The following is a 21,845-nucleotide window of genomic DNA, read 5'->3' on the forward strand; positions in this document are numbered from 1 at the left end:
AACTATTCATCTCCTGCAGGTAAATATTTTTCCAAATATTCATCCCTAATTCTCTTCAACTCTGTTCTTGGCAATATTTTTAATAATTCCCATCCTAATTTCAATGTTTCCTCAATACTTCTGTTCTTTTCAAATCCTTGTGCCACATACTGATCTTCAAAAGCTGTAGTAAATTTAACGAAAGCCTTGTCTGTATCAGATAAAGCAGATTCTCCCAATATTACTGCAAGTTCTTTTGCTTCTTTTCCTGTAGCGTAGGCCGCAAACAGCTGGTTCATTGTATCCGCATGGTCTTCCCTTGTTTTACCTTTTCCTATCCCTTTATCCTTCAATCTCGAAAGTGAAGGCAATACATCTATAGGAGGCATCAAGTTCTGTTTATATAAATCTCTTGAAAGTATAATCTGTCCTTCAGTTATATATCCTGTCAAGTCAGGAATTGGGTGTGTCTTGTCATCTTCAGGCATTGTAAGTATAGGAATCTGAGTTATAGATCCTTCCCTACCTTTTATTTTTCCTGCTCTTTCATAAATTGTAGACAAGTCAGTATACAGATATCCTGGGTATCCACGTCTTCCAGGAACTTCTTTTCTCGCTGCTGATACTTCACGAAGAGCCTCACAGTAGTTAGTTAAGTCTGTCAGTATAACAAGTACGTGCATTCCCTTTTCAAATGCCAAGTATTCAGCACATGTAAGAGCCATTCTCGGTGTAGCTATTCTTTCTATCGCAGGGTCATTGGCAAGGTTCATAAATAATACTGCCCTGTCAATCGCACCTGTTTTTGTAAAGTCATCAATAAAGAATTGAGCTTCCTCAAATGTTATCCCTATCGCTCCAAATACAACCGCAAATTTTGATTCTGAGTTTAATACTCTTGCCTGTCTTGCTATCTGAGCCGCAAGTTCAGCGTGAGGAAGTCCTGATCCTGAGAATATAGGCAGTTTTTGTCCTCTTACAAGTGTATTAAGTCCATCAATTGCTGATACTCCAGTTTGAATAAATTCTGAAGGGTAATCCCTTGCAACTGGGTTTATTGCCACTCCGTTTATATCCAAACTTTGTTCAGGTATTATTTTTGGACCGTTATCTTTTGGTCTTCCCAATCCATCAAATATTCTTCCTATCATATCTTCAGAAACCCCTAATGATAAAGGTTTTCCTAAAAATCTTACTTTTGAATTTTTCAAGTTTATTCCTGCAGAACTTTCAAACAGCTGAACCATCGCTTTGTCTCCGTTAACTTCCAGAACCCTTCCACGTCTAAGTTCTCCTGTCTGAATTTCTATTTCTACAAGTTCTTCGTATTTTACACCTTCAACACCTTCAACAACCATCAAAGGACCTACTATTTCACTGACTGTTCTGTATTCCTTAAGCATCTAATGAACCTCCTTTGTTTATAAGGTTATCTACTTCATTTTCGATTTCATTTAAAATATCATTCATTTTATCCAAATCACTTTCAGGCATATATTTTGCCCTTGCAATTTTTTCCCTTACAGGCATTTCAGAAATTTCTTTCAAATATGCACCTGACTCAAGTCCTCTATTTGCTTCATCATAGAATTTAAGGACTAGCTGAAGCATTTTATCCTGCTTTGTAAGTGAAGTATATGTATCTGATTCCATGAAGGCGTTCTGTTGCAGATAATCTTCCCTTATTGACTTTGCAACTTCCAGTTTAAGCTGATCTTTTTCTGAAAGTGTATCTCTTCCTACCAGTCTTACAATTTCCTGTAGGCTTGATTCTTCCTGTAACAGAGCCATGGCTCTTTTTCTATTTTGAGAGAATTCAGGTCCTACATTTACATCCATCCAGCTATCTACCTTTGTCTGATACAATGAATATGAATTCAGCCAGTTAATAGCCGGGAAGTGTCTTCTGTATGCAAGGTTTGCGTCAAGTCCCCAGAATACCTTAACTATTCTAAGAGTAGCCTGTGATACTGGTTCAGAAATATCCCCTCCTGGAGGTGATACTGCTCCGATTACTGTCAATGCTCCTTCTCTTCCATCTTTTCCAAGACAGATTACCTTTCCTGATCTTTCATAGAAGTCAGCAGCTCTTGATCCAAGGTAAGCCGGATATCCTTCATCTCCTGGCATTTCTTCCAGACGTCCTGACATTTCACGAAGTGCTTCTGCCCATCTTGATGTGGAATCTGCCATTATTGCCACTGAATATCCCATATCTCTAAAGTATTCTGCAATTGTTATTCCTGTATATATACTTGCTTCCCTCGCTGCAACCGGCATATTTGAAGTATTTGCTATAAGTACAGTTCTTTTCATCAGAGATTGTCCTGTATTTGGATCTATTATTTCCGGGAATTCCATAAGAACGTCTGTCATTTCGTTTCCACGTTCTCCACAACCTACGTATACTATTATCTGTGCATCTGCCCATTTTGCCAATTGGTGCTGAACGACAGTTTTTCCAGATCCAAACGGTCCTGGAACACAGGCAGTTCCACCTTTAGTTACAGGGAAGAATGTATCAATTACTCTTTGTCCTGTTACTAGTGGAGCTTCAGGATTCAATTTCTGTTTATATTTTCTTCCTCTACGTACAGGCCATTTCTGCATAAGCTGTATATTTACATCACCGTTTGCAGTTTCCACCACAGCAACTGTATCTGTAACAGTAAAGCTTCCTTTTTCTATTGATTTCAGTGTTCCTTCAACTCCTAAAGGAATCATGATTTTATGGCTTATAACTGAAGTTTCCTGAACTGTTCCTATTATATCTCCAGCTTCAACTTTTTCCCCTGCACTTACAACAGGTTCAAAATCCCATTTTTTTTCTCTATTTAAAGAAGGTACTGCTACCCCTTTATTCAAATAATCTCCTGCAACTTCCTGAAATTCCTTTAACGGTCTCTGTATACCATCAAACATTGCTTCAAGAAGTCCTGGTCCTAATTCAACACTTAGAGGTTCACCTGTAGAATAAACCGGCTCTCCTGGTCCAATTCCTACTGTTTCTTCATAAACCTGTATAGAAGCCCTGTCACCTCTCATTTCTATTATTTCCCCTATTAATTTATTATCGGAAACCTGTACAACGTCATATACATTTGCTTCATCCATTCCTTCTGCTACGACAAGAGGTCCCGATACTTTTATAATTTTTCCTACTTTCAATGAACATCTCCTTCTTTCTTCAAAGTTTTCGAAGTATTATTTTGCTATTTTTCTTTAAAATATATTTGAACCTATGGCTTTTTCTACGTAATCATTTATTTTCTGAATTCCTATTCCTGAACTTCCCTGGTTATTCGGTATTAGAATAATAGCAGGTAAAAGCTCCCTGTTATATCTTTCCACTGTTTCCTCCACAAGGGCGGCAACTTGTTCAGTTACAAATATGATTCCATAATTTTCATTTGCCAGGGTATCTATAGTTTTTCTTGCTTCTTCTTTACTTACAACAGGATAGACATCCACTCCCAATGCCTTAAAAGCTAAAATTGAATCCTTATCTCCGACTACTCCTATCTTATGCATAAGTATCACGCAACCTTTCTTTAATTCTGTCAGAGTCTAGGCTGTTGATTTTCCCAACCATTATCATTCTTATGGCATTTATTTCTCTTTCTTTTGCCACAAGATAAGTAAATAAAGGTTCTGGTCCAAACACAACATATTTAGATTCCCTGTTTAGCGCCATCAGGTAGTTATCTGAAATCTTTTCAAGCTCAGACAGTCTTCCTGTATTTTCAAATGCTTCTATTCCTGCTGTCAGATATGTTCCTATCTTTTCTTTTCTGAATTTATTGGCTATCATTTCAGGAGTATCATTCAAAGAAACTACTATTTTATCCTTTGGTATGTTTCCTCCTTCATGTATTACACCTTCAAGGAATTTCAAATCCCTATTCTGCTTTTTAACTCTTAATAAAGTGATTATATTTTGAAAGTCAATAAGTCCTGAAACATAATCCCTCATTATTTCCACATCTATTTTAGACGCAATTTTTGATAGATGTTTATAATAATATTTATCCACTATCAGATCAATTTTCTGAGGATCATTATTTTCAGCAAAATCCTTTTCCACTTCATCAATTGCCTCAATAAATTCTTCAGGCAGATCTTCATAATTCTGTATTTCAAATTTCTGTTTCAGTTTAGAAGCCTTTACAGTACCGGCATCCATTAGTAGATCTGTAAAATCCTTTCCTGAAAGCTTACTTTTCAATAATACTTTTAAATTATGATAATCATATTTAATTGAAAGAATATCTACGATTTCACTGTCGTTGCTCATTTCCCTAACGAGGGAGAACACTCTTTCAGTTTCTCTTCTCAATATTTTTTCATAACTTCTGCTATCTTTTATATCAGCCATATTGTGAGAGTATTCCGTTTCTCCCAGCTGTTTCAGTACATCGTCGGGAGACCCGGCTTCAATCATTCTTTCAAGCCTGTTTTTAGTCAGAAGTCTCTTTTCCAGCACTCTGACAGTTACGACGCTTCGCCCGTAATCCATTCTATTCATGTACTTTCTCCCTTACTATATGGATATTATGAAAAGAGAAGTTTTGAAATCTCAACTTCCAATTCATCTCTCATAAAGTCAAGTTTTACTTCAAAAGTATAATTTTCCTGTATTCCATTTTCTTCAATAATAAACCCTGAAGAAACAGACTCATCTTCTGCTACATGTATTCCAGGAAATTCATTCTTGACTCTACCAATATATTCTTTTTTTACAATCAGCTTTTTATTTTCATTAAATGAAGCTGTATCTATATTTTTTTTCAAATAGTTCATATATTCTTCTTCATTTAAATTAACAAGCCTGTCCTTTAATCTTCCTATAACTCTTTCAATTACCGTCTGTTTAGCCTTCAATTTTTCATTTCTTGCTTTAAGTCCGGCACTTGCTTTTATTCTCTCTGATATTAATTCTCTTTCCTTCGCTGCAGCTTCAAGTATATCTTCCTTTCTGGAATCAATCTTTTTCAGGCTTGAATTAAATTTTTCTTCAGCCTGAGCTTCTGCATTTTTTACAATCTCTGCAGCTTTTTCCTTAGCATCATTTAATATTTTTGCTGTTAAGTTATCCAAACTAGACATTATTTCACATCCTTAACTTTACGTCTTATTGTTTTCAGTTTATATCACCTCAAATGATTGATGAATATCTTCTATTTGAAAGATACTCCTGATAAAAGCATAATTGATACAACAAATGCTAACAATGCGTAAGTTTCAACCATTACCGCATAAACTATACCTTTTGTAGACTGTTCTTCATTTTTAGCCAGTAAGCTGATACCTGAAGCTGCAACTCTTCCTTGGAATATTGCTGATCCATATCCTGCTATTGCTATTGGAAGACAAGCTATAAATATGTAAATTCCTTCTGCAATACTCATTTGCGGATTTAATCTACCTAATACCATAAGTCCAATAACGAATCCATATAACCCTTGTGTTCCTGGCAATAATTGTAATACTAATGATTTACCAAATTTTTCAGGTTCTTCAGCCATAAGACCTGCTGCAACTTCTCCGACCATTCCAACTCCTTTTGCTGATCCTATACCTGATAAAAATACTGCCACTGCTGCTCCTAAAGCTGCAAAAATAAGTCCACTTTGTTCTCCAAATAATGTTGATAAGTTCATGTTTTCCTCCTAAATTTTTATTTTTTATTTTTTTATTTAATTTTCAATAAATAGTTTCCTAAATTTCTTAATCATCTAAATTGATATATTTACTTTCAGTTCTAAAATCTTTAAAAGGTTTTCCTCCACCTTCATAAAATTTCCCAAAGAACTCAACATATATCAATCTTGAAGTATGAACATAAGCTCCAAGGAATGAAAGGAAAAGATTGAATAAATGTCCTACAACAAGTATTATAGGTATAAATAAGAATCCTATCCAGCTTCCACCCAGCATTGCGGCTATCATGTTCATTGCCTGTGCAATAAATCCTCCTGATAGTCCAAGTGCCATAAGTCTTGAATATGATACCAAATCTCCTACATAACTTGAAATTCCATAAAGGCTATAAAGTCCTCCTCCAATTTTTCCTCCGATACTCTTAGCTTCTCTTCCTCCAGTAAGAACAATTCCTACCATTCCTACAATCATTATCCACATGGATACACTTGTAATAACTGGTGATAAATTCATAAGAGAGAAAGTTAAATAAACTATACCTCCACTAAGTGCCATATACCAGAAACCTACATCATACAATGCATCTAATGGTTTTCCTTCCTTAAATAGAAGATAAGCTTTTATTGCCAATCCAAAGAATAAATGTATCAATCCAAATGCAATTGAACCTATTAATAATTTCTGGAATTCATTTGCAGGGTTAACAAGTCTCCATAATCCTGGAATTTCATATCCAAAGTATGAACCATAAAGAACTCCCCAGATAATTACTGAAAAACTTAAATAAAAGAAAAATTGCACTAAAAGTTTCGATTTTTTATTCAAGTTGAAAAATTTCAATACAAACAAAGTTCCAAGTAATAATGTAAGTCCATATCCTGCGTCTGCTCCCATCATTCCAAAGAATACTATGTAGAAAGGTGTAAGCAGAGGTGTAGGATCTATTTCATTGTATTTTGGATAAGCATACATTTCTGTCAGACTTTCAAAAGCAGTAACTATTTTGTTATTTTTAAGTTTTATCGGTACTTCAGAATCATCTTTTTCCGCTTCCTCAAATGTCACATAATAGTTTTCACCTGTTATTTCCTTAACTGCATTTTCAAATTCATCTTTTTTGTCTGAAGGAATCCATCCATTAATAATACAAGTATTTTTAGTTTCAGCTAATTTTTCAGATTCAGTTATTCTCAGTTTCTTATTTTTCAAATATTCATAAACTGCTTCCAAATCTCCTAATTCGCCATCATATTCCTTAATTTCCTCTTTTATCTGTTTCTTTTCGTTTCTCAATTCCTCAATTTCTTCTTTAAATCGTCTCATATGGTCAGAAGGAATTCCATCTATATTCAAATCTGTAACCGAAAAGCTTCCTGCTCTGAATACATCATTAAGCTTAGCTTTTTCCTCATTGCTGTTATCAGATATAACAAGATAGTACATGTCTTCCTTTGTTTCATTAAGCTCTTCATAATACGTCTTATCCAGTTCACTTATTCTGTCTATGAATGTACTTTTCATCTTCACAGGAACTGTTCCAAGATATCCCGTAACTCTTTTAAGCTTTTTCAAATCTGCAGGATTTATATCCAGCTTTTTCCATAGGGAAATATGCTCTATCTCAGTATATTTCTTTGAAATTTCACTGTTCAGCTGATTTAGTTTTGCTCCCAGCTTTTTCAAATCAAGATAGGTTTTCTTCCAGTCATACGTTTCAATTTTTTCAGATAATTCTTCAAAAGTATAGTTGTCATTTCCTGCCATCATTGCCTTTAATCCCTTTTTAGACACATGATATTTTCTAACAAGGGATATTGCATTTTCCACTCCATTGAGTCTTTCGTCAATTCGTGTCAAATCCTCATTATTTACAACTTTTTTTACTATTTTTTCTTCATCGGTATTCATATTTTCTTCTAAGTCAATATCGATAAAGCTGACTTCCCTAAATTTTTGAAGATTCTTTAAAAGTTTAGATTTTTGAGATTCGAAAGCAATCAGATTAAACTTGCTCATTTTAACTATTGCCATTATCTCACTATCCTCTCTGTTAATAATTTCACGACTTCATCAATTTTAGCTTCATCAATATTCAGTATGTTGTTAATATAGCCTTCCTCTTCTTTAAGAAGGATATTTACAGCATTGTCGGCATCTTTGACTACTTCGTTTTTCAGCTTTTCCGATTCCTGATTGACATCGGAAATTACTTTTTCATTGTTGCTTTTTATTTTCAGTTCCATGTCTTTGAGTATCCTTTTAGCACTCTCGTGGGCACTGGAAATAATTTCATCTGCCTCTTTTTCGGCTTCCTGTATTTTCTTTAAAACTTCATTTGCCAAGACTATACCTCCTTTGACTCAAAATTTTTTTCTACTCTAATTATAACATATTTTTCACAAATTGCCATAGTTTCGTAGCTTTTTTTTTTCTGACTCATTAGTCATTTTTAATCTTACCATTTTTTTATGCTTTTGTCAACAGTAATATTAGCTATTCTAATATAATATAAGTTTTTCTTATGACAATAATTTTAATGCTATTTAAATGAAAAATCAACCTAAAAATTATATATCTTTTTCTTTTTACTTAATAGATAAAATATATAATTTAAGATTGATTCAACAGAAGTATAATAGTATAAAAATTAAATTTAAAATCCCTTTATTTTATATTGATATATTTTATATTATCAATTGTTTCAAAACCTAAGTCTTTTGCTTTTTCTTCAGCCCTCTGCATATTATAATTTTTTATAAGGTTATAATCCAAAGCCTCTACTTCAGTTTTAATTTCTCTTAGCTGAGTTTCCAATGCAGTTTTTCTTGCCCCTAAATTTCCTATTTCATAAGTAACATACATTTTTGTCATAGCTGCTAGTATAAAAATAATGCTATAAATTAGAACTAGAAATATCTTTTTTCTACTTGCAATTGATATCTTTTCTTTTTCCCTTGCTATTTCTTCAGAATATATATATTCAGGAGCTACAGGACTATAATTACTTTCAAATTCTACTATTTTTAATTTTTGATTTATTTTTCTTTCCATAACTATCTATACTCTTTCCTTTCAAATATTCTCAATTTTGCTGAATGTGCCCTGTTATTTTCATTCAGTTCACTTTCTTTTGCAATTATTGGTTTTTTCGTAATTACTTTTCCCAAACTTTTTTTATTACATACACAAACTGGTATTTCCGGTGGACATGTACAAGGATTTTCATATTCCCTGAACTTTTCCTTTACCATTCTGTCTTCAAGCGAATGGAAGGTTATGACAAGCAGTTTTCCATTATTGTTTAACAGGTTAACAGCTTTATCCAATGCTTCTTCCAACACTTCCAGTTCTTTATTTACAAATATTCTTATTGCCTGAAATGTACGTTTTGACGGATGTTTCTTCATACTTTTTCCTATGGATTTTATTATAATTTCAGACAGTTCCAATGTTGTTTCTATTTTCTTATTTTTTCTATATTCAACTATATTTTTAGCAATTTTTCTTGACTTCGGTTCTTCTCCATATTTATAGATGATATCAGCAATTTCCTTTTCAGAAAAATCATTGACTACCTCATATGCACTTATTTTCAAGTTTCTATCCATTCTCATATCAAGCTTTGCATCATATCTGTATGAAAAACCTCTTTCAAGATTATCCAGCTGATTTGAAGAAACTCCTATATCCATAAGTATTCTGTCTACTTTATTATGTCCTGCCAGATAGATTACAGTATCAAGATTTCTAAAATTGTCCTGAAAAATCTCAATTTTATTTCCATATTTTTTCAATCTTTCTTTAGCAAAATTTATTGCTTCCTTGTCCTGATCTATACCTATGACTTTAGATTCTGTCGAAGACCTTTCAAGCATCCCCTCCGTATGTCCACCTCCACCTAAAGTACAGTCTACATAAACAGCATCTCCTTCACTTATTATATTTTCCATCACTTCATCAAATAAAACGGGTTTATGATATTCCAACTTAGGCTCCTTTCCGACTGACATACTTGCTATATTTATTACAGTCTATTTTTATTAGAAATCTATTTCATCCGCTATATCTTCAATTATTCCTATTTTTTCATTCATATAAGTTTCCCATTTTTCTTCAGACCATATTTCAATACGATCGTCACTTCCAGTTATTATGGCATTTTTTTCTATTTCCGAATATTTCATTAAAGATGCAGGTATACTAAGTCTACCTTGATTATCAAGAGAAAGTTTTGTGGCAGCTGATAATATAAAACGTTGATATGCCCTATGTTTACTGTTGGTCATCTTCAGTTCCTTAAGTCTGGCTTCAACTTCGCTCCATCTCTCAATTGGAAAAAGGTTTATGCAGTTGTCTAGTCCCCTGGTAATAACAAATTCCTCACTTCCCAATTGTTCCCTGAATTTTATGGGCATCATTACTCTTCCTTTGTTATCTACCTTACAGGAAAATTCTCCTATAAACATAGCGTCCATCCTTTATTATCAGTTCTTTCTATTATTTTCTCTACCTTTTTGTTTCTATTTTGCACCTTATTTTTATATTTTACACTTTTTACCACAATTTACCACTTTTTTACCACTATAGTTTACCTTTATTTATAATTTTTTTCAACTACTTTTTTATATGAAATGTTATCTTTTTTATATATTTTTAATTGTTTACACTGTATATAGCAATATAAAAATAAAAAAACACATTATATTGTGTTTTTTTATTTTTATATATATTATAAATCGTTATTCTTTTAAGAATGAATTTTGTATATTTTTATAGCACTTTATATTCATTTGCATTATTTTTACTTGTATAAGATCTGTTTTCTAATTTCTTCTGATTTATTTTTTCCCAGTAATTCTTCAATAAGTGCCAATGAAAAGTCAATTGCTGTCCCTGCTCCTCTGCTTGTTATTATATTATCGTCTTTAACAACATCCTGATTTACAATAATTGCTCCATCTTTTTCTATATCCGGCTCGCATTCCGGAAAGCATATCGCCTGTTTTCCTTTTAATATTCCCAATGCTGACAATATTGTCGGAGCTGCACATATAGCTCCCAATTTACGATTTATTGAAAATTCCTTCAATTTTTCCTGAAGTTTTTCTGATTTCATATAATTTCCTGTTCCAGGTCCTCCAGGTAAAACTATCATCTCATAACTTTCAAAATTTATTTCATTTATCGTTTTATCTGTCAGAACTGTTATTTTCCTTGAGCTTACAACCTTCTTATCCTCATTAATTGAAACAGTATCTACAACGATTCCTGCTCTTCTTAATAAATCAATTGGAGCCATTGCTTCTATTTCTTCAAACCCATCTACTAAAAATACTAATACTTTCTTATCAGTCATTTTCATCGCCTCCTTATATTAACAGAAACTGCCTCAAAAGAAAAATACAGAATTTAATATGAAAAATTATATTTATGAGTTATTTTGGAATTTCACAATACAAAACATGAAATAAATTTAGAAAAAGTCAACTGTTCGAGCCATAAGGCGAGTTTTGACTTTTTCTTAATGAATAAATGTTTTGTATGAGTGAAATTCTAATAAATGAATAAATAGAATTTTCATATCATCTTATATGATTTTTCCTTTTTGAGGCAGTTTTATTTTACACTATGGTAATAAATGTTCCAGAACTTCTTCCGGTGTATTTTGCTGTAATATTAAATCTCTATATTTTTGAGCTTCTTCATAGCTGCTGTTTCTTATTATCTTTTTAACTTGAAGTCCTGATGAAGCACTCATACTGAATGAGTCAAGACCCATACCTAATAATAATTTTGTCGCTTTTTTATCTCCGGCAAATTCTCCACACATACTTACATTTATATTTGCATCATGTGCAGCATCAATTACCTTCTGTATTGCTTCCAATACTGCAGGGTTGAATGAATTGTATAGTGTTGAAACCATTTCATTTCCTCTGTCTACTGCAAGGAAGTATTGTGTTAAGTCATTTGTACCAATTGAGAAGAAATCAACTTCTTTAGCAAATTTATATGCAATAATTGCTGTTGAAGGAGTTTCAACCATTATTCCAACTTTTATGTTTCTGTCATAAACTTTTCCTATTTCATCCAATTCTCTTTTACATTCTTCAAGAATAGTATTTGCTTTTCTAATTTCATTAATAGAGCTTATCATTGGATACATTATTTTTATTTGACCATATCTGGAAGCTCTTAAAATAGCTCTCAGCTGTGTCTTAAACATATCCTTGTTTTCCAATGAAATTCTTATTGCCCTGTATCCAAGGAACGGATTTAATTCTTTTGGTAAATCAAGATAAGGAAGTTCTTTATCTCCACCTATATCCATTGTTCTTATAGTTACAGGTTTTCCTTTCATTTTTTCAGCAACTATTCTATATGCCTGATATTGTTCTTCTTCTGTAGGAAAATGGTCAGAATTCATGAATAGAAATTCAGTTCTGTATAATCCAATTCCTGTAGCACCAGATTCTATAACGGCATCTACATCATTAGGACTTCCTATATTTCCCCAAATATCTACTTTTCTTCCATCAATAGTTATTGCTTCTTCCCCGATTAATTTTTTCAATTCTTCTTTTTCTTTTCTCAATTCTTCTCTTTTAACTTCATATTGAGCCAGTAATTCTTCTGCCGGGTTAAGGAACAGTTCTCCTGCTTCCCCGTCCATTATAACTGTTTCACCTTCCTTAACTTCGCTAAGAATACCTTTTACCCCAACTACTGCCGGTAATTCAAGAGATCTTGCCATGATTGCTGAATGGGCAGTCTTTCCACCAACTTCTGTTATAAATCCTACACAGTTTTTTAAATCAAGCTGTGCTGTATCTGAAGGTGTCAAGTCATAAGTTACTACTACTGTATCAGGCTCAAGATTACTTAAATCATATATTTTTATACCTAATAAGTTTTTAAGCCATCTTTTTCCTATATCCTGAAGGTCAGCAGCTCTTTCTCTTAAATAAGCATCATCCAACTGAGAAATCATTTCACAGTACTCATCTATACCTTCTTTCAATGCTCTTGCCGCAGGCATTTTTTCCCCTTTAATCTTATCCTGAACTTCCATAAGCAAGTCTTCATCTTCCAAAAGCATTATGTGCCCGTCAAAAATTGCAGCCTTGTCTTCTCCCATTTTTTCCTTTACTTTTTCTCTAATGGAGATTAATTGGGTTTTAGATTTTTTCAATCCTTCTTCCAATTTTGTCAATTCAGATTCTATTGTAGAATCTGCAGCTTTTACTTCAGGTATTACCATTTCTTCTTCTCTGAAAAGTAATACTTTACCTATAGACACTCCTTCCGAAGCTCCAATTCCTGTCAATCTTCTCATTTCATTTCTCCTCTATATATAAATTTTTATTACTAACAATTTCTATATACTTTACCTATGAATACAACTCTGTTTTTATAAATTAATTCATGCTTTCAACAATTGCTTCTGTTAAATTATCTAGAACTTCTTCCTGCTCAGGTCTTAATGCTGATTTTACATCTAAAGGTTCTCCAACTACTTCAATTTTTTTGAACTCAGTTTCAAATTTCTTTTTCATTGCTCCTAAAGCTCCTGTTGCCCATGTATGATTTCCAATTAAAGAAACCTTTCTGTTCTGATATCCTAATGATGCAAGCTCATGAAGTAATGAATCCATAACAAGATACAATCCAGTATTGTAAGTAGGTGCTGCCAATACAAGGTTGCTGTATTTCCATGCTTCAGAAATTATGTATGAAGGATGTGTTTTTGAAACATCAAAAACTTTTATATCTTTTACTCCCTTCTGTGCTAATTTATTTGCAATGCAGTTAACTGTATTTTCAGTATTTCCATACATTGAACCAAATATCAGAACAACTCCGTCTTTTTCTGGAGTACTTGTACTCCATTTATTATATAAATCAAGTAAATAGTTTATATCTTCAGGTGTTCTCCAGATTGGCCCATGTAAGGGTACTATCATATTTATAGTAGTGTCTTTCAATTTTTTAAATACATTCTGTACTTGCATTCCGTATTTACCAACTATATTTGTATAGTATCTTCTCATTTCAGAAAGATAATATCCTTCAAAATCCACTTCATCCTTAAATATATTTCCATTTAGTGTTCCAAATGTTCCAAAGGCATCAGCTGAGAATAATATCCCTTTTGTTTCTTCATATGTCATTGTTACTTCTGGCCAGTGAACCATAGGTGCTCCAATGAATCTTAGCTTATTTTCTCCTAAATCCAGTACATCTCCTTCTTTTATTTCATAATAGTTTTCTGCCGCAGAAGTATTATAAAACTGTTCAAAGAAAGCAAATGTCTTTTTATTTCCAACTATTTTCAGATTTGGATACAACATCAATAAATCTTCTATATTTCCACAGTGATCAGGTTCCATATGGTTAACTATCAGGTAATCAAGTTCTCTTCCTTGTAAAAGATATTTTATATTTTCCAGATACTGGGCTCTTATTGATGCATCCACTGTATCAATAATTGCTGTTTTTTCATCTAGTATAAGACTTGAATTATATGAAACTCCTTTTGGTATAGGAAACATATTTTCAAATCTTTCCAGTCTTCTGTCATTTCCCCCAATCCAATAAATTTTATCAGTTATTTGCTGAACGCAATGCATTTTCACTACCTCCTATTTTTCTACAATTAATTATTTATATTCTTTATTTTATTATGATTATTTTCTATTTTTCTTTATATTGTCACGTAACAGCTTTACTATTACACCTTTACCAAACTCAGTTGCCATATCCATTGGAGTACCACCATGAGCATCTGTCAGTTGAGGATTTGCTCCATATCTTAATAAAATCTCCACTATTCTGGCATTTGATTTCAGTGTAGCATCCTGTAAAGGTAACCATCCATCTGTTCCACTATGAACATTTACAAGCTTCCTATCTGCCTTCAGAAGTATTTCCACAGCTTCTTCATTTTCATAGTAACAGGCTGTATGTAATGTCAACTTACCAAAAACTGGGTGTTTTTCATATAAATTTGCTCCATTTTCCACTAATACTTTAAGAATTTCATTATTTCCGGATTCAATAGCTACTATTATAGGAGTATACCCTGTTTTATCGTGAGCATTTATATCTATCAGGTTTACTTCAACCTCATCAGAAACTGCTGTAACTAAATCACTATATTTAGGTCCATAATAATTTCCATTATCATTCTTTTCCCTCTTTTCAGTATTTTCACTGAGTTTCTTCTTATTCTCCTTTGTTGCAAGATGATTTAATACAAATTTATTGTTATTCTTTCTTATAGCTTCAAAAAGAACTTTTAGTCTCATCTCATTCATGCTCATAAGTTTTTCTTCAGTTACAAGATCGATAGTTTTTTCACTTATACCGTTACGCAAAATCATTTTTTCCGCATATATAAAATTTGATAAAATTATAAACAGAAAAAATATTTTATATATTAATTTTTTTGTCATGGTTTCACCTCTAATTATTTACATATTATATCATATGATTTTAAAACTGTAAATAAAAATTGTCTTTTAGACACCTTTAAAAATATACATAAAAACTCCCCTATTATTTATAATAACAAGGGAGTTTTTTTCTAAATGTATAGTTATTTTTAATTTAATTACATTTTTTCTATTTCTTCCAGAACTTCATCAACATGGCCTTTAACTTTAACTTTTCGCCATTCTTTTACGATTTCTCCTTTTTCATCTATAAGGAAAGTTGAACGTTCTATTCCAAAATATTTCTTTCCAAAGTTGACTTTTTCCTTCCAGACTTGGTATTTTTCACATACATCACTGTTTTCATCACTTAAGAGTAAAAAAGGAAGTTCATTTTTCTTCTTAAAGTTTTCATGTCTTTTTATACTGTCCTTACTTATTCCCAGTACCACAACACCTTTTGCAGTAAGTCTGGCAAAGTTATCCCTGAAAGAACAGGCTTCCTGAGTACACCCAGGAGTGCTGTCTTTAGGATAAAAATAAAGTACAACTTTCTTACCTTTATAATCACTCAGACTGACATTTTCTCCATTATCAGCCGGTAAACTGAAATCATAAGCTTTCATTTTCATCTCCTTATATTTCTTTTATTTCATAAAAGAAGGAATTTCTATCTTTTTCTCTTTTTTTTCTTCTTTTACTGAGTTTTCTTCATTGATATCATTATTTTCCACATCATTACTAATAACATTTTCTTCTGCTTTAACTTCTTCCTGAACAAATCCCTCAGAAATTCCGCTAAAATTATTAGTATCTACTTGCAATTCTTCTGTTACACTATCTGCAATGTTATGTTTTTGTCCAGTTTCTTCATTTCCTTCAAAAATATTCTCTGGAACATTTCCTGTTTCAAAAGGGTTTTCTTGAACATTATTTCCAATTTCATGAAGATTTTCTTTAACTTCCTGAATTTCCTGAGGAAGAATATTTTCTTCATTCACAATATTTTCAACATTTTCTGTATTTTGAGGTTGTGCAATCTGCTCAACATTCTCAATATTTTCAATGCTCTCAACTGGTTCAATAAATTCAGTATGCTCAACATTTTCAGTAACACTAGGAATTTCAACATGTGCAGGTATTTCTATTTTCTGTGGCTGTGCTTCCTGCGGTTCTGAAACAATATTATTTTCCTGAGGAAGAATATTTTCAACATTTGGAACTTCTGCTACTTCTTTTTTCTCTGGTTCTGTCTGCTCTATCTTAGGTTCTTCTATTTTCTCTTCCTTTATTTCTTCTTTCACTTCTTCTTTTTTATTTTCAACAGGTTTTTCTTCCGCTGTTTTAACTTCAGAAGGCTTTTTATCCTCCACTACATTTTCTGGAACAACTTTTACTTCTTCAGTTTTATTTTCCTGTTTATTTCCTGAATCAGAAGCATCCTTTTTAGGGGAATTATTTAACAGTTCCTGAACTGAAACTCCTGAAATTATCTTTCTTACTTCATCACCAGTTATTGTTTCTTTTTTCAATAGCAGTTCAGCAATTCCATCAAGTTTTTCCCTGTTTGCTCTTAAAGTTTCAACTGTTTGACGGTATTCATTGTTAAGTATCTCTCTTATTTCAAGATCAATTTCTCTTATTGTTTCATTACTCTTATTTGAAGTAAATGTAAATTCTTCGTCAGAATTTTCAAGGTTTACAGGTCCTAATTTCTTACTCATTCCAACGCTTTCCACATATGCTCTTGCAAGTCTTGTAGCTCTCTTAATATCAGAATAAGCCCCTGTACTTATGTCATCCAGAACTAAATCTTCTGCTGCTCTTCCTCCAAAAAGAACTTTTATTTCTGCTAACATTTCCTTACTTGTAGTCACAAGCTTTTCTTCAGGAAGTGGCATCATAAATCCTCCGGCATCTCCCCTTGGAATAATCGTAACTTTATGTACAGGATCTGCTCCCGGTGTAAGTTCAGTCATAACAGCATGTCCTGCTTCATGGTAAGCAAGCAGTCTTTTTTCCTCAGGTTTAATGATTTTACCTTTTTGCCCTAATCCCATTCCAATTTTATCAACAGCTTCATCCAAATCTTCCATTGTTATTGTATCAGAAGCTTTTCTTGCAGCCAGTATCGCAGCTTCATTTAATAAATTCGCCAAATCAGCTCCTACAAATCCTGGAGTTATTTTTGCTATATCTTCAAGTCTTACATCAGAAGCAAGTTTCTTATTTCTGGCATGTACTTTTAATATCGCAATTCTTCCTTGTAAGTCAGGTGCATCAACATTTATTCTTCTATCAAATCTTCCTGCTCTCAGCAATGCCGGATCTAGTACATCTTCCCTGTTTGTTGCCGCTATAACTATTACTTTTGCATCAGTTTCAAAACCGTCCATTTCTACAAGAAGCTGGTTTAATGTCTGTTCTCTTTCATCATTACTTCCACTATTTTTTCCAACACTTCTTTTTCTACCGATTGCATCAATTTCATCTATAAATATTATTGAAGGGCTTGAAGACTTTGCCTTTTCAAATAAGTCCCTTACTCTCGAAGCTCCTACTCCGACAAACATTTCAACAAATTCTGACCCTGAAATACTGAAGAATGAAGCTCCCGATTCTCCTGCAACAGCCTTTGCAAGCAATGTCTTCCCAGTTCCAGGTCTTCCAAGTAAAAGTACACCTTTAGGAACTCTCGCTCCTGCCTTTGTATATTTTTCAGGATTTTTCAGGAAATCAACTACTTCTTTCAGTTCTTCCTTAGCTCCGTCAACTCCTGCTACATCATCAAATTTTACATCCGGTTTCTTATCAAGCTTATCAGCTCTTGATTTACCAAAACCAAAGATATTTCCAGGACCTCCCTGTCCATTTCCCATCATTTTCTTTGCCAGGTAAATCATTAATATTATCATTATTATTATTGGTAAAAAGTTAACTACTAGTGCCAGGAATACAGCTCCCTGTGAAGGTGCACCAACTACAAGTTCTACTTTTTTACTGTTAACTGCATTGATGATAGTAGGATCATTCCCTACTCTTTCAGTTATTTTTCTAGTTGAATAAACAACATTTTTATTGTTTTCTCTGACAACTGCTATTAACTTGTCATCTTTTTCTTCTATTTTACTAAATTTTCCACTTTTAATATCAGCTACAAATTCTGTATATGGAACATCTTTCTTTTCCTGAAAATAGTTTTGTACATCCTGTGTATAAAATACGAATGCAAAAAACAATGCTATTATCATAATAAATACAAATGCCGAACCAAAGAAAGGTGATCTTCCTCCATCGTTTCCGCCATTTTTTCTATTATTTTCTTTTCGTAATTCTTCTAGTCTTTTTCTGATGTCATCTTTATTTTTATCGTCCATTTTTCCTCCCTATTATTAGTAACATTTCTTCATTTTGTGTTTTGTCTTTAACTTCTTTCTTCCTTAAATATTTTGAAAACTTTATATCACCCACACTCAATATTTCAGTTACAATTTTATTATTTTTTCTATATTCCATTTCCAGAACAGGTATCTTATTCCTGTCCCATTTTGAAATTTTTTCATCAATCAGTATTTTTTTGACTTTCTTATGTCCCAGATTATTTAATGAAATAACATCACCTTCCAGCCTTTTTCTGACAAATATTTTATGTCCATTGAAATCTTCAGTGAATTTCATTAATTTTACATTTTCCACTTCAGTTTTAATTATTTTTTCAATCTCCAACATACTATCTGTCAACATTATAAAGTAATTATGCCATTTTACCGGAACATTTTTCTTTACTTCGACTCTTTCTTCATCAACTTCTTTTTCTTTCTCTTCTATCACTTCCAATTTATTATATTTTTTTCTTAATATCTTGCCATTTCCCAGAGAAAATTCCTTCGAACCTTCAGCATTAAGATTTCCTTTTTTATCATAAAGTGTTTCATAAATCTGGTCTATTTTCTTTCTTGAAAGTTCTACATCATATTTCTCCAGATACTGGACAAATCTTTCCTTTAAAATGCTATCTTCTTTGTTTTCCCTATTATTTATTTCATGAATAAGTTCATTAACTTTATTTCTAAAATTAGGATTTATATTCACAAACATTGGAAAAATTTCATTTCGTATATAATTTCTTGTATAGTCATTTTTATTATTTGTATAATCTATTATATAACTTTTTCTATTTTCCTGCAAATAGTTTAAAATTTCATTTTTTTCAAACTGCAGTATAGGCCTTATTATATTTCCCCTCTCTTCAGGTATTCCTTTAAGTCCTTTTAAGGAAGTTCCTCTTACAAGCCTAAAAATAAATGTCTCAATATTGTCATCAAGGTTATGCCCGGTAGCAATTCTATCATAATTTATATTTTTCAAGATTCTTTCAATTGCTTCATACCTCAATTCCCTTGCCGCTAATTCTATAGACTTTTTATTTTCAGTCGCATATTCCTTCACATTTACACTTTCGATGTATAGTGGAACATTGTTTTCTTCAGAAAATTCCCTGACAAACTTCAAATCATTCCCTACATCTTCCCGTAAGTTGTGATTTATATACATAAGAGATATTTCAAGGGAATATTCTTTCTTCAAAAAATTCAGCAAATTATACAAAAAAACTGAATCCGGTCCACCTGAAAAAGCTATTAATATTTTTTCATTTTTTCTTATTAAGCCACTTTTTTTAAGTTCTTCCACTTTTTTCTTCATTTTTCCTGTATCAAACATATTCTTAACCCCTGTTTCTTATTTTAACTGACCGCTTTCCCTTCTCTTTTTCAAATGTTCTTCATGCGTTTTTGAGTAATACGTTTTCCCTTTATGTGTAAAGAAGAACAAATCATCTGTAACTTCTGCATTTTCCACTGCTTTAAATGTTTCAACAGGTGGATTTCCAATCGGTGTTGGCGGAAGTCCTTTTACCTTATAGGAATTATAAGGTGTTTCCTTTGTTTTAAGTTCTCCTCTCAACGCCTGTCTTCCCAGTTCATATTTCAGTGTAGCATCCGATTCAAGTTTCATGCCTATTTCAAGTCTTTTTATAAAAATTCCCGCAACTTTTGGTTTATCAACTTGATCAGATACTTCTGCTTCCACTATTGAAGCCAGTTTTAACTGATCATAGAATTTTTGCTTATCCGGATATTTTTCTGGTGGAAATTTCTTTAAAAATTCATTCAGAATAGTTGTTAAAACTTGTTTTGTCGTTACTCCTTCATTAAAAATATATGTTTCCGGATAAAAATATCCTTCAAAGTTGTTATTTTCATGCGGATAAGGGAAATCAATTTCACTTAAGGCCTTATTTATCTCTTCTTCTGACCCTAGTCCCAGTGCTTCAAGTCTTTCATAAACCTGCTTTTTTGTAAATCCTTCAGGTATTGTAACTCTTATACCGTTTGATTCCTTATTTTTTAGTTTTTTCAGAACTTCATATTTTGAAAGTTTCCCATTAAATTTATATGTTCCTATTTTTAACTTAAAGTCTTCACCTAATGTTTTCAAATATACTCTATCCAAAATTCCAAAATTTAGCTTCAGATCTTTGTATATCTGGGTAAAGGTTGTTCCTTTCTTTACATTTAAATTTACATTTTTATACTCTTTTTTTGCTCCAAAAAAGTTATAAAAAATAGTTAAAATTGTTATCAGCAGCACTGCAACAACTACATAAAATGCCTTCAATATATTTTTCATAATTCTCCTAAATCATTTTCTTTCTTATAAACTTTTACATTATACATTTTCATATTTTAACCATACTACTCTTATCTTTTACTATACGTTTCCTTTTTAATTTATTTTAAAAAAGTTATCATAATCTTCCATTAGCTGCTTTTCTATTTTCTCTGCTCTTTCTTCCTGTTCCATTTTGCTACGGTTTATTTCTTCTTTTGGATTTTTCATGTCAGGATTATAAGTTACATCATATAATGTCCTCATATCTTCAATTTTTTCAAGTTCCTTTTCCAGGTTTTCCTTTTCTTCTCCTGTAATCATTATCTTATTTATCGGATATTTGGAAAATACTCTAATTACACCGTCATTTTCGTAGCTTATTATCATGTATTTGTAGTCTTTATCAAAGTACAGGATTTCATTTGTAAAACTTTTAAAACGTCTGTTTTCTGTTTTAAGATAAACTTTTCCCTTCTTTTCCTGTATCCAACCTTTAGTATTATTTTCCATCCACATGTTTGAGCTTGGAGAATAATATGTTTTTACTATTCTGTAGCCACTTTCCTCCTGATTAAAATTATACTTGACATTTTCATATTCAGCTTCAGTTTTATTCGTTGTTTTTATCAAATACCAGCTTCCATATGAAGAAGGAGTATAAAATTTAAGAATTGGATTCACTTTATCATCAATTTTATTTATTATTTTAGTTATTCTGCCAGGTTTCTTCTTGGCTTCCTCTTCCTTTTCCACTTCAACTATTCTGTCCAGATAAATTAATCCGTCATCTTGAGAATCATCTATAATTTCAACTTTTTTCTCATTTATATTTTTCTTATTTTTACTGTTTTCATTAGTAGTTTTTGTATTGGAAAATACTGTCAAATTCACTAAAATAAATATAAAAATTTTATATAACTTATTTTTTTTCAAAATATTCTCCCTTTCATTTCAATTTTTTATAAATTATACCACATATCTCACTTTTTATAAAGTATTTATTCATTTTGATGAGAAAGAAAAATAAGGCTCCTTGTCCTCACCTAAAATCCTTGTTACAAATTTTTAGGCATAGTTCAATCACCTTATTCTTATTAC

20 protein-coding genes are annotated in these 21,845 nt (G+C 32.0%); all 20 read right to left on the reverse strand.

The annotated features are described in order from the left end of the window. Positions 1 to 2: 2 nt before the first annotated feature. Entirely contained in the window at positions 3 to 1,382 is a 1,380-nt protein-coding gene (locus tag HMPREF1984_RS07595; RefSeq protein ID WP_021767373.1) for a V-type ATP synthase subunit B, read from the reverse strand. Continuing rightward, the gene (locus HMPREF1984_RS07600; RefSeq protein WP_021767374.1) at positions 1,375 to 3,147 is read right to left on the reverse strand and encodes a V-type ATP synthase subunit A; all 1,773 of its coding nucleotides are present in this window, start codon (positions 3,145 to 3,147) and stop codon (positions 1,375 to 1,377) included. Before HMPREF1984_RS07600 ends, HMPREF1984_RS07595 begins: the two co-directional genes overlap by 8 nt. A gap of 54 nt (positions 3,148 to 3,201) precedes the next feature. Further along, entirely contained in the window at positions 3,202 to 3,510 is a 309-nt protein-coding gene (locus HMPREF1984_RS07605; protein ID WP_021767375.1) for a V-type ATP synthase subunit F, read from the reverse strand. After that, positions 3,503 to 4,504 (reverse strand): V-type ATP synthase subunit C, encoded by a 1,002-nt coding sequence (locus tag HMPREF1984_RS07610; RefSeq protein WP_021767376.1) that lies wholly within the window; start codon positions 4,502 to 4,504, stop codon positions 3,503 to 3,505. The genes HMPREF1984_RS07605 and HMPREF1984_RS07610 overlap by 8 nt, the downstream gene beginning before the upstream one ends. A gap of 26 nt (positions 4,505 to 4,530) precedes the next feature. After that, positions 4,531 to 5,085, reverse strand: a complete 555-nt coding sequence (locus HMPREF1984_RS07615; RefSeq protein WP_021767377.1) for a V-type ATP synthase subunit E — start codon at positions 5,083 to 5,085, stop codon at positions 4,531 to 4,533. Positions 5,086 to 5,156: 71 nt separating this feature from the next. Continuing rightward, positions 5,157 to 5,639, reverse strand: coding sequence for a V-type ATP synthase subunit K (locus HMPREF1984_RS07620; RefSeq protein ID WP_021767378.1), 483 nt, complete (start codon positions 5,637 to 5,639; stop codon positions 5,157 to 5,159). A 67-nt stretch (positions 5,640 to 5,706) separates the two neighbouring features. Then, the gene (locus tag HMPREF1984_RS07625; RefSeq protein WP_021767379.1) at positions 5,707 to 7,671 is read right to left on the reverse strand and encodes a V-type ATP synthase subunit I; all 1,965 of its coding nucleotides are present in this window, start codon (positions 7,669 to 7,671) and stop codon (positions 5,707 to 5,709) included. After that, on the reverse strand, positions 7,671 to 7,982 hold the full coding sequence (locus HMPREF1984_RS07630; protein WP_021767380.1) for a hypothetical protein: 312 nt from the start codon (positions 7,980 to 7,982) through the stop codon (positions 7,671 to 7,673). The genes HMPREF1984_RS07625 and HMPREF1984_RS07630 overlap by 1 nt, the downstream gene beginning before the upstream one ends. Positions 7,983 to 8,304: 322 nt before the next feature. Continuing rightward, positions 8,305 to 8,691 (reverse strand): hypothetical protein, encoded by a 387-nt coding sequence (locus HMPREF1984_RS07635; protein ID WP_021767381.1) that lies wholly within the window; start codon positions 8,689 to 8,691, stop codon positions 8,305 to 8,307. 2 nt (positions 8,692 to 8,693) lie between these two features. Further along, positions 8,694 to 9,626: a 16S rRNA (cytosine(1402)-N(4))-methyltransferase RsmH gene (gene rsmH, locus HMPREF1984_RS07640; protein ID WP_084408442.1), complete on the reverse strand. Its 933-nt coding sequence runs from the start codon at positions 9,624 to 9,626 to the stop codon at positions 8,694 to 8,696. Between the two features lie 54 nt (positions 9,627 to 9,680). Continuing rightward, positions 9,681 to 10,106 (reverse strand): division/cell wall cluster transcriptional repressor MraZ, encoded by a 426-nt coding sequence (mraZ, locus tag HMPREF1984_RS07645; RefSeq protein ID WP_021767383.1) that lies wholly within the window; start codon positions 10,104 to 10,106, stop codon positions 9,681 to 9,683. Positions 10,107 to 10,441: 335 nt separating this feature from the next. Next, positions 10,442 to 10,996 carry a DJ-1 family glyoxalase III gene (locus tag HMPREF1984_RS07650; RefSeq protein WP_036100183.1) on the reverse strand — a complete coding sequence of 185 codons (555 nt, stop codon included), beginning with the start codon at positions 10,994 to 10,996 and terminating at the stop codon, positions 10,442 to 10,444. Positions 10,997 to 11,266: 270 nt separating this feature from the next. Further along, a complete protein-coding gene (ptsP, locus tag HMPREF1984_RS07655) occupies positions 11,267 to 12,976 on the reverse strand; it encodes a phosphoenolpyruvate--protein phosphotransferase (RefSeq protein ID WP_021767385.1) in 1,710 nt (569 codons plus the stop codon). Positions 12,977 to 13,058: 82 nt separating this feature from the next. Beyond that, on the reverse strand, positions 13,059 to 14,270 hold the full coding sequence (locus HMPREF1984_RS07660; protein WP_021767386.1) for an FprA family A-type flavoprotein: 1,212 nt from the start codon (positions 14,268 to 14,270) through the stop codon (positions 13,059 to 13,061). Between the two features lie 57 nt (positions 14,271 to 14,327). Next, complete coding sequence (locus HMPREF1984_RS07665; protein WP_021767387.1) at positions 14,328 to 15,095, reverse strand: ankyrin repeat domain-containing protein; 768 nt, start codon at positions 15,093 to 15,095, stop codon at positions 14,328 to 14,330. A 158-nt stretch (positions 15,096 to 15,253) separates the two neighbouring features. Then, positions 15,254 to 15,700, reverse strand: coding sequence for a thioredoxin-dependent thiol peroxidase (gene bcp, locus HMPREF1984_RS07670; RefSeq protein ID WP_036100186.1), 447 nt, complete (start codon positions 15,698 to 15,700; stop codon positions 15,254 to 15,256). A 21-nt stretch (positions 15,701 to 15,721) separates the two neighbouring features. Next, positions 15,722 to 18,451 (reverse strand): ATP-dependent zinc metalloprotease FtsH, encoded by a 2,730-nt coding sequence (ftsH, locus tag HMPREF1984_RS07675; protein ID WP_021767389.1) that lies wholly within the window; start codon positions 18,449 to 18,451, stop codon positions 15,722 to 15,724. Next, on the reverse strand, positions 18,441 to 19,796 hold the full coding sequence (gene tilS, locus HMPREF1984_RS07680) for a tRNA lysidine(34) synthetase TilS (protein ID WP_021767390.1): 1,356 nt from the start codon (positions 19,794 to 19,796) through the stop codon (positions 18,441 to 18,443). The genes ftsH and tilS overlap by 11 nt, the downstream gene beginning before the upstream one ends. A gap of 18 nt (positions 19,797 to 19,814) precedes the next feature. Continuing rightward, positions 19,815 to 20,765: an endolytic transglycosylase MltG gene (gene mltG, locus HMPREF1984_RS07685; RefSeq protein WP_021767391.1), complete on the reverse strand. Its 951-nt coding sequence runs from the start codon at positions 20,763 to 20,765 to the stop codon at positions 19,815 to 19,817. Positions 20,766 to 20,861: 96 nt separating this feature from the next. Next, positions 20,862 to 21,680, reverse strand: a complete 819-nt coding sequence (locus HMPREF1984_RS07690) for a hypothetical protein (protein ID WP_021767392.1) — start codon at positions 21,678 to 21,680, stop codon at positions 20,862 to 20,864. Positions 21,681 to 21,845 lie beyond the last annotated feature (165 nt).

It is taken from the genome of Leptotrichia sp. oral taxon 215 str. W9775 (assembly GCF_000469505.1).
Lineage (GTDB): Bacteria > Fusobacteriota > Fusobacteriia > Fusobacteriales > Leptotrichiaceae > Leptotrichia_A.

Bases quoted from the DNA above. Each gene is read 5' to 3' on its own strand.
- HMPREF1984_RS07595 (WP_021767373.1), bottom strand. From the start codon at position 1,382: ATGCTTAAGGAATACAGAACAGTCAGTGAAATAGTAGGTCCTTTGATG.
- HMPREF1984_RS07605 (WP_021767375.1), bottom strand. From the start codon at position 3,510: ATGCATAAGATAGGAGTAGTCGGAGATAAGGATTCAATTTTAGCTTTT.
- HMPREF1984_RS07610 (WP_021767376.1), bottom strand. From the start codon at position 4,504: ATGAATAGAATGGATTACGGGCGAAGCGTCGTAACTGTCAGAGTGCTG.
- HMPREF1984_RS07615 (WP_021767377.1), bottom strand. From the start codon at position 5,085: ATGTCTAGTTTGGATAACTTAACAGCAAAAATATTAAATGATGCTAAG.
- HMPREF1984_RS07620 (WP_021767378.1), bottom strand. From the start codon at position 5,639: ATGAACTTATCAACATTATTTGGAGAACAAAGTGGACTTATTTTTGCA.
- HMPREF1984_RS07625 (WP_021767379.1), bottom strand. From the start codon at position 7,671: ATGGCAATAGTTAAAATGAGCAAGTTTAATCTGATTGCTTTCGAATCT.
- HMPREF1984_RS07635 (WP_021767381.1), bottom strand. From the start codon at position 8,691: ATGGAAAGAAAAATAAATCAAAAATTAAAAATAGTAGAATTTGAAAGT.
- mraZ (WP_021767383.1), bottom strand. From the start codon at position 10,106: ATGTTTATAGGAGAATTTTCCTGTAAGGTAGATAACAAAGGAAGAGTA.
- HMPREF1984_RS07650 (WP_036100183.1), bottom strand. From the start codon at position 10,996: ATGACTGATAAGAAAGTATTAGTATTTTTAGTAGATGGGTTTGAAGAA.
- ptsP (WP_021767385.1), bottom strand. From the start codon at position 12,976: ATGAGAAGATTGACAGGAATTGGAGCTTCGGAAGGAGTGTCTATAGGT.
- HMPREF1984_RS07660 (WP_021767386.1), bottom strand. From the start codon at position 14,270: ATGCATTGCGTTCAGCAAATAACTGATAAAATTTATTGGATTGGGGGA.
- HMPREF1984_RS07665 (WP_021767387.1), bottom strand. From the start codon at position 15,095: ATGACAAAAAAATTAATATATAAAATATTTTTTCTGTTTATAATTTTA.
- bcp (WP_036100186.1), bottom strand. From the start codon at position 15,700: ATGAAAGCTTATGATTTCAGTTTACCGGCTGATAATGGAGAAAATGTC.
- ftsH (WP_021767389.1), bottom strand. From the start codon at position 18,451: ATGGACGATAAAAATAAAGATGACATCAGAAAAAGACTAGAAGAATTA.
- tilS (WP_021767390.1), bottom strand. From the start codon at position 19,796: ATGTTTGATACAGGAAAAATGAAGAAAAAAGTGGAAGAACTTAAAAAA.
- mltG (WP_021767391.1), bottom strand. From the start codon at position 20,765: ATGAAAAATATATTGAAGGCATTTTATGTAGTTGTTGCAGTGCTGCTG.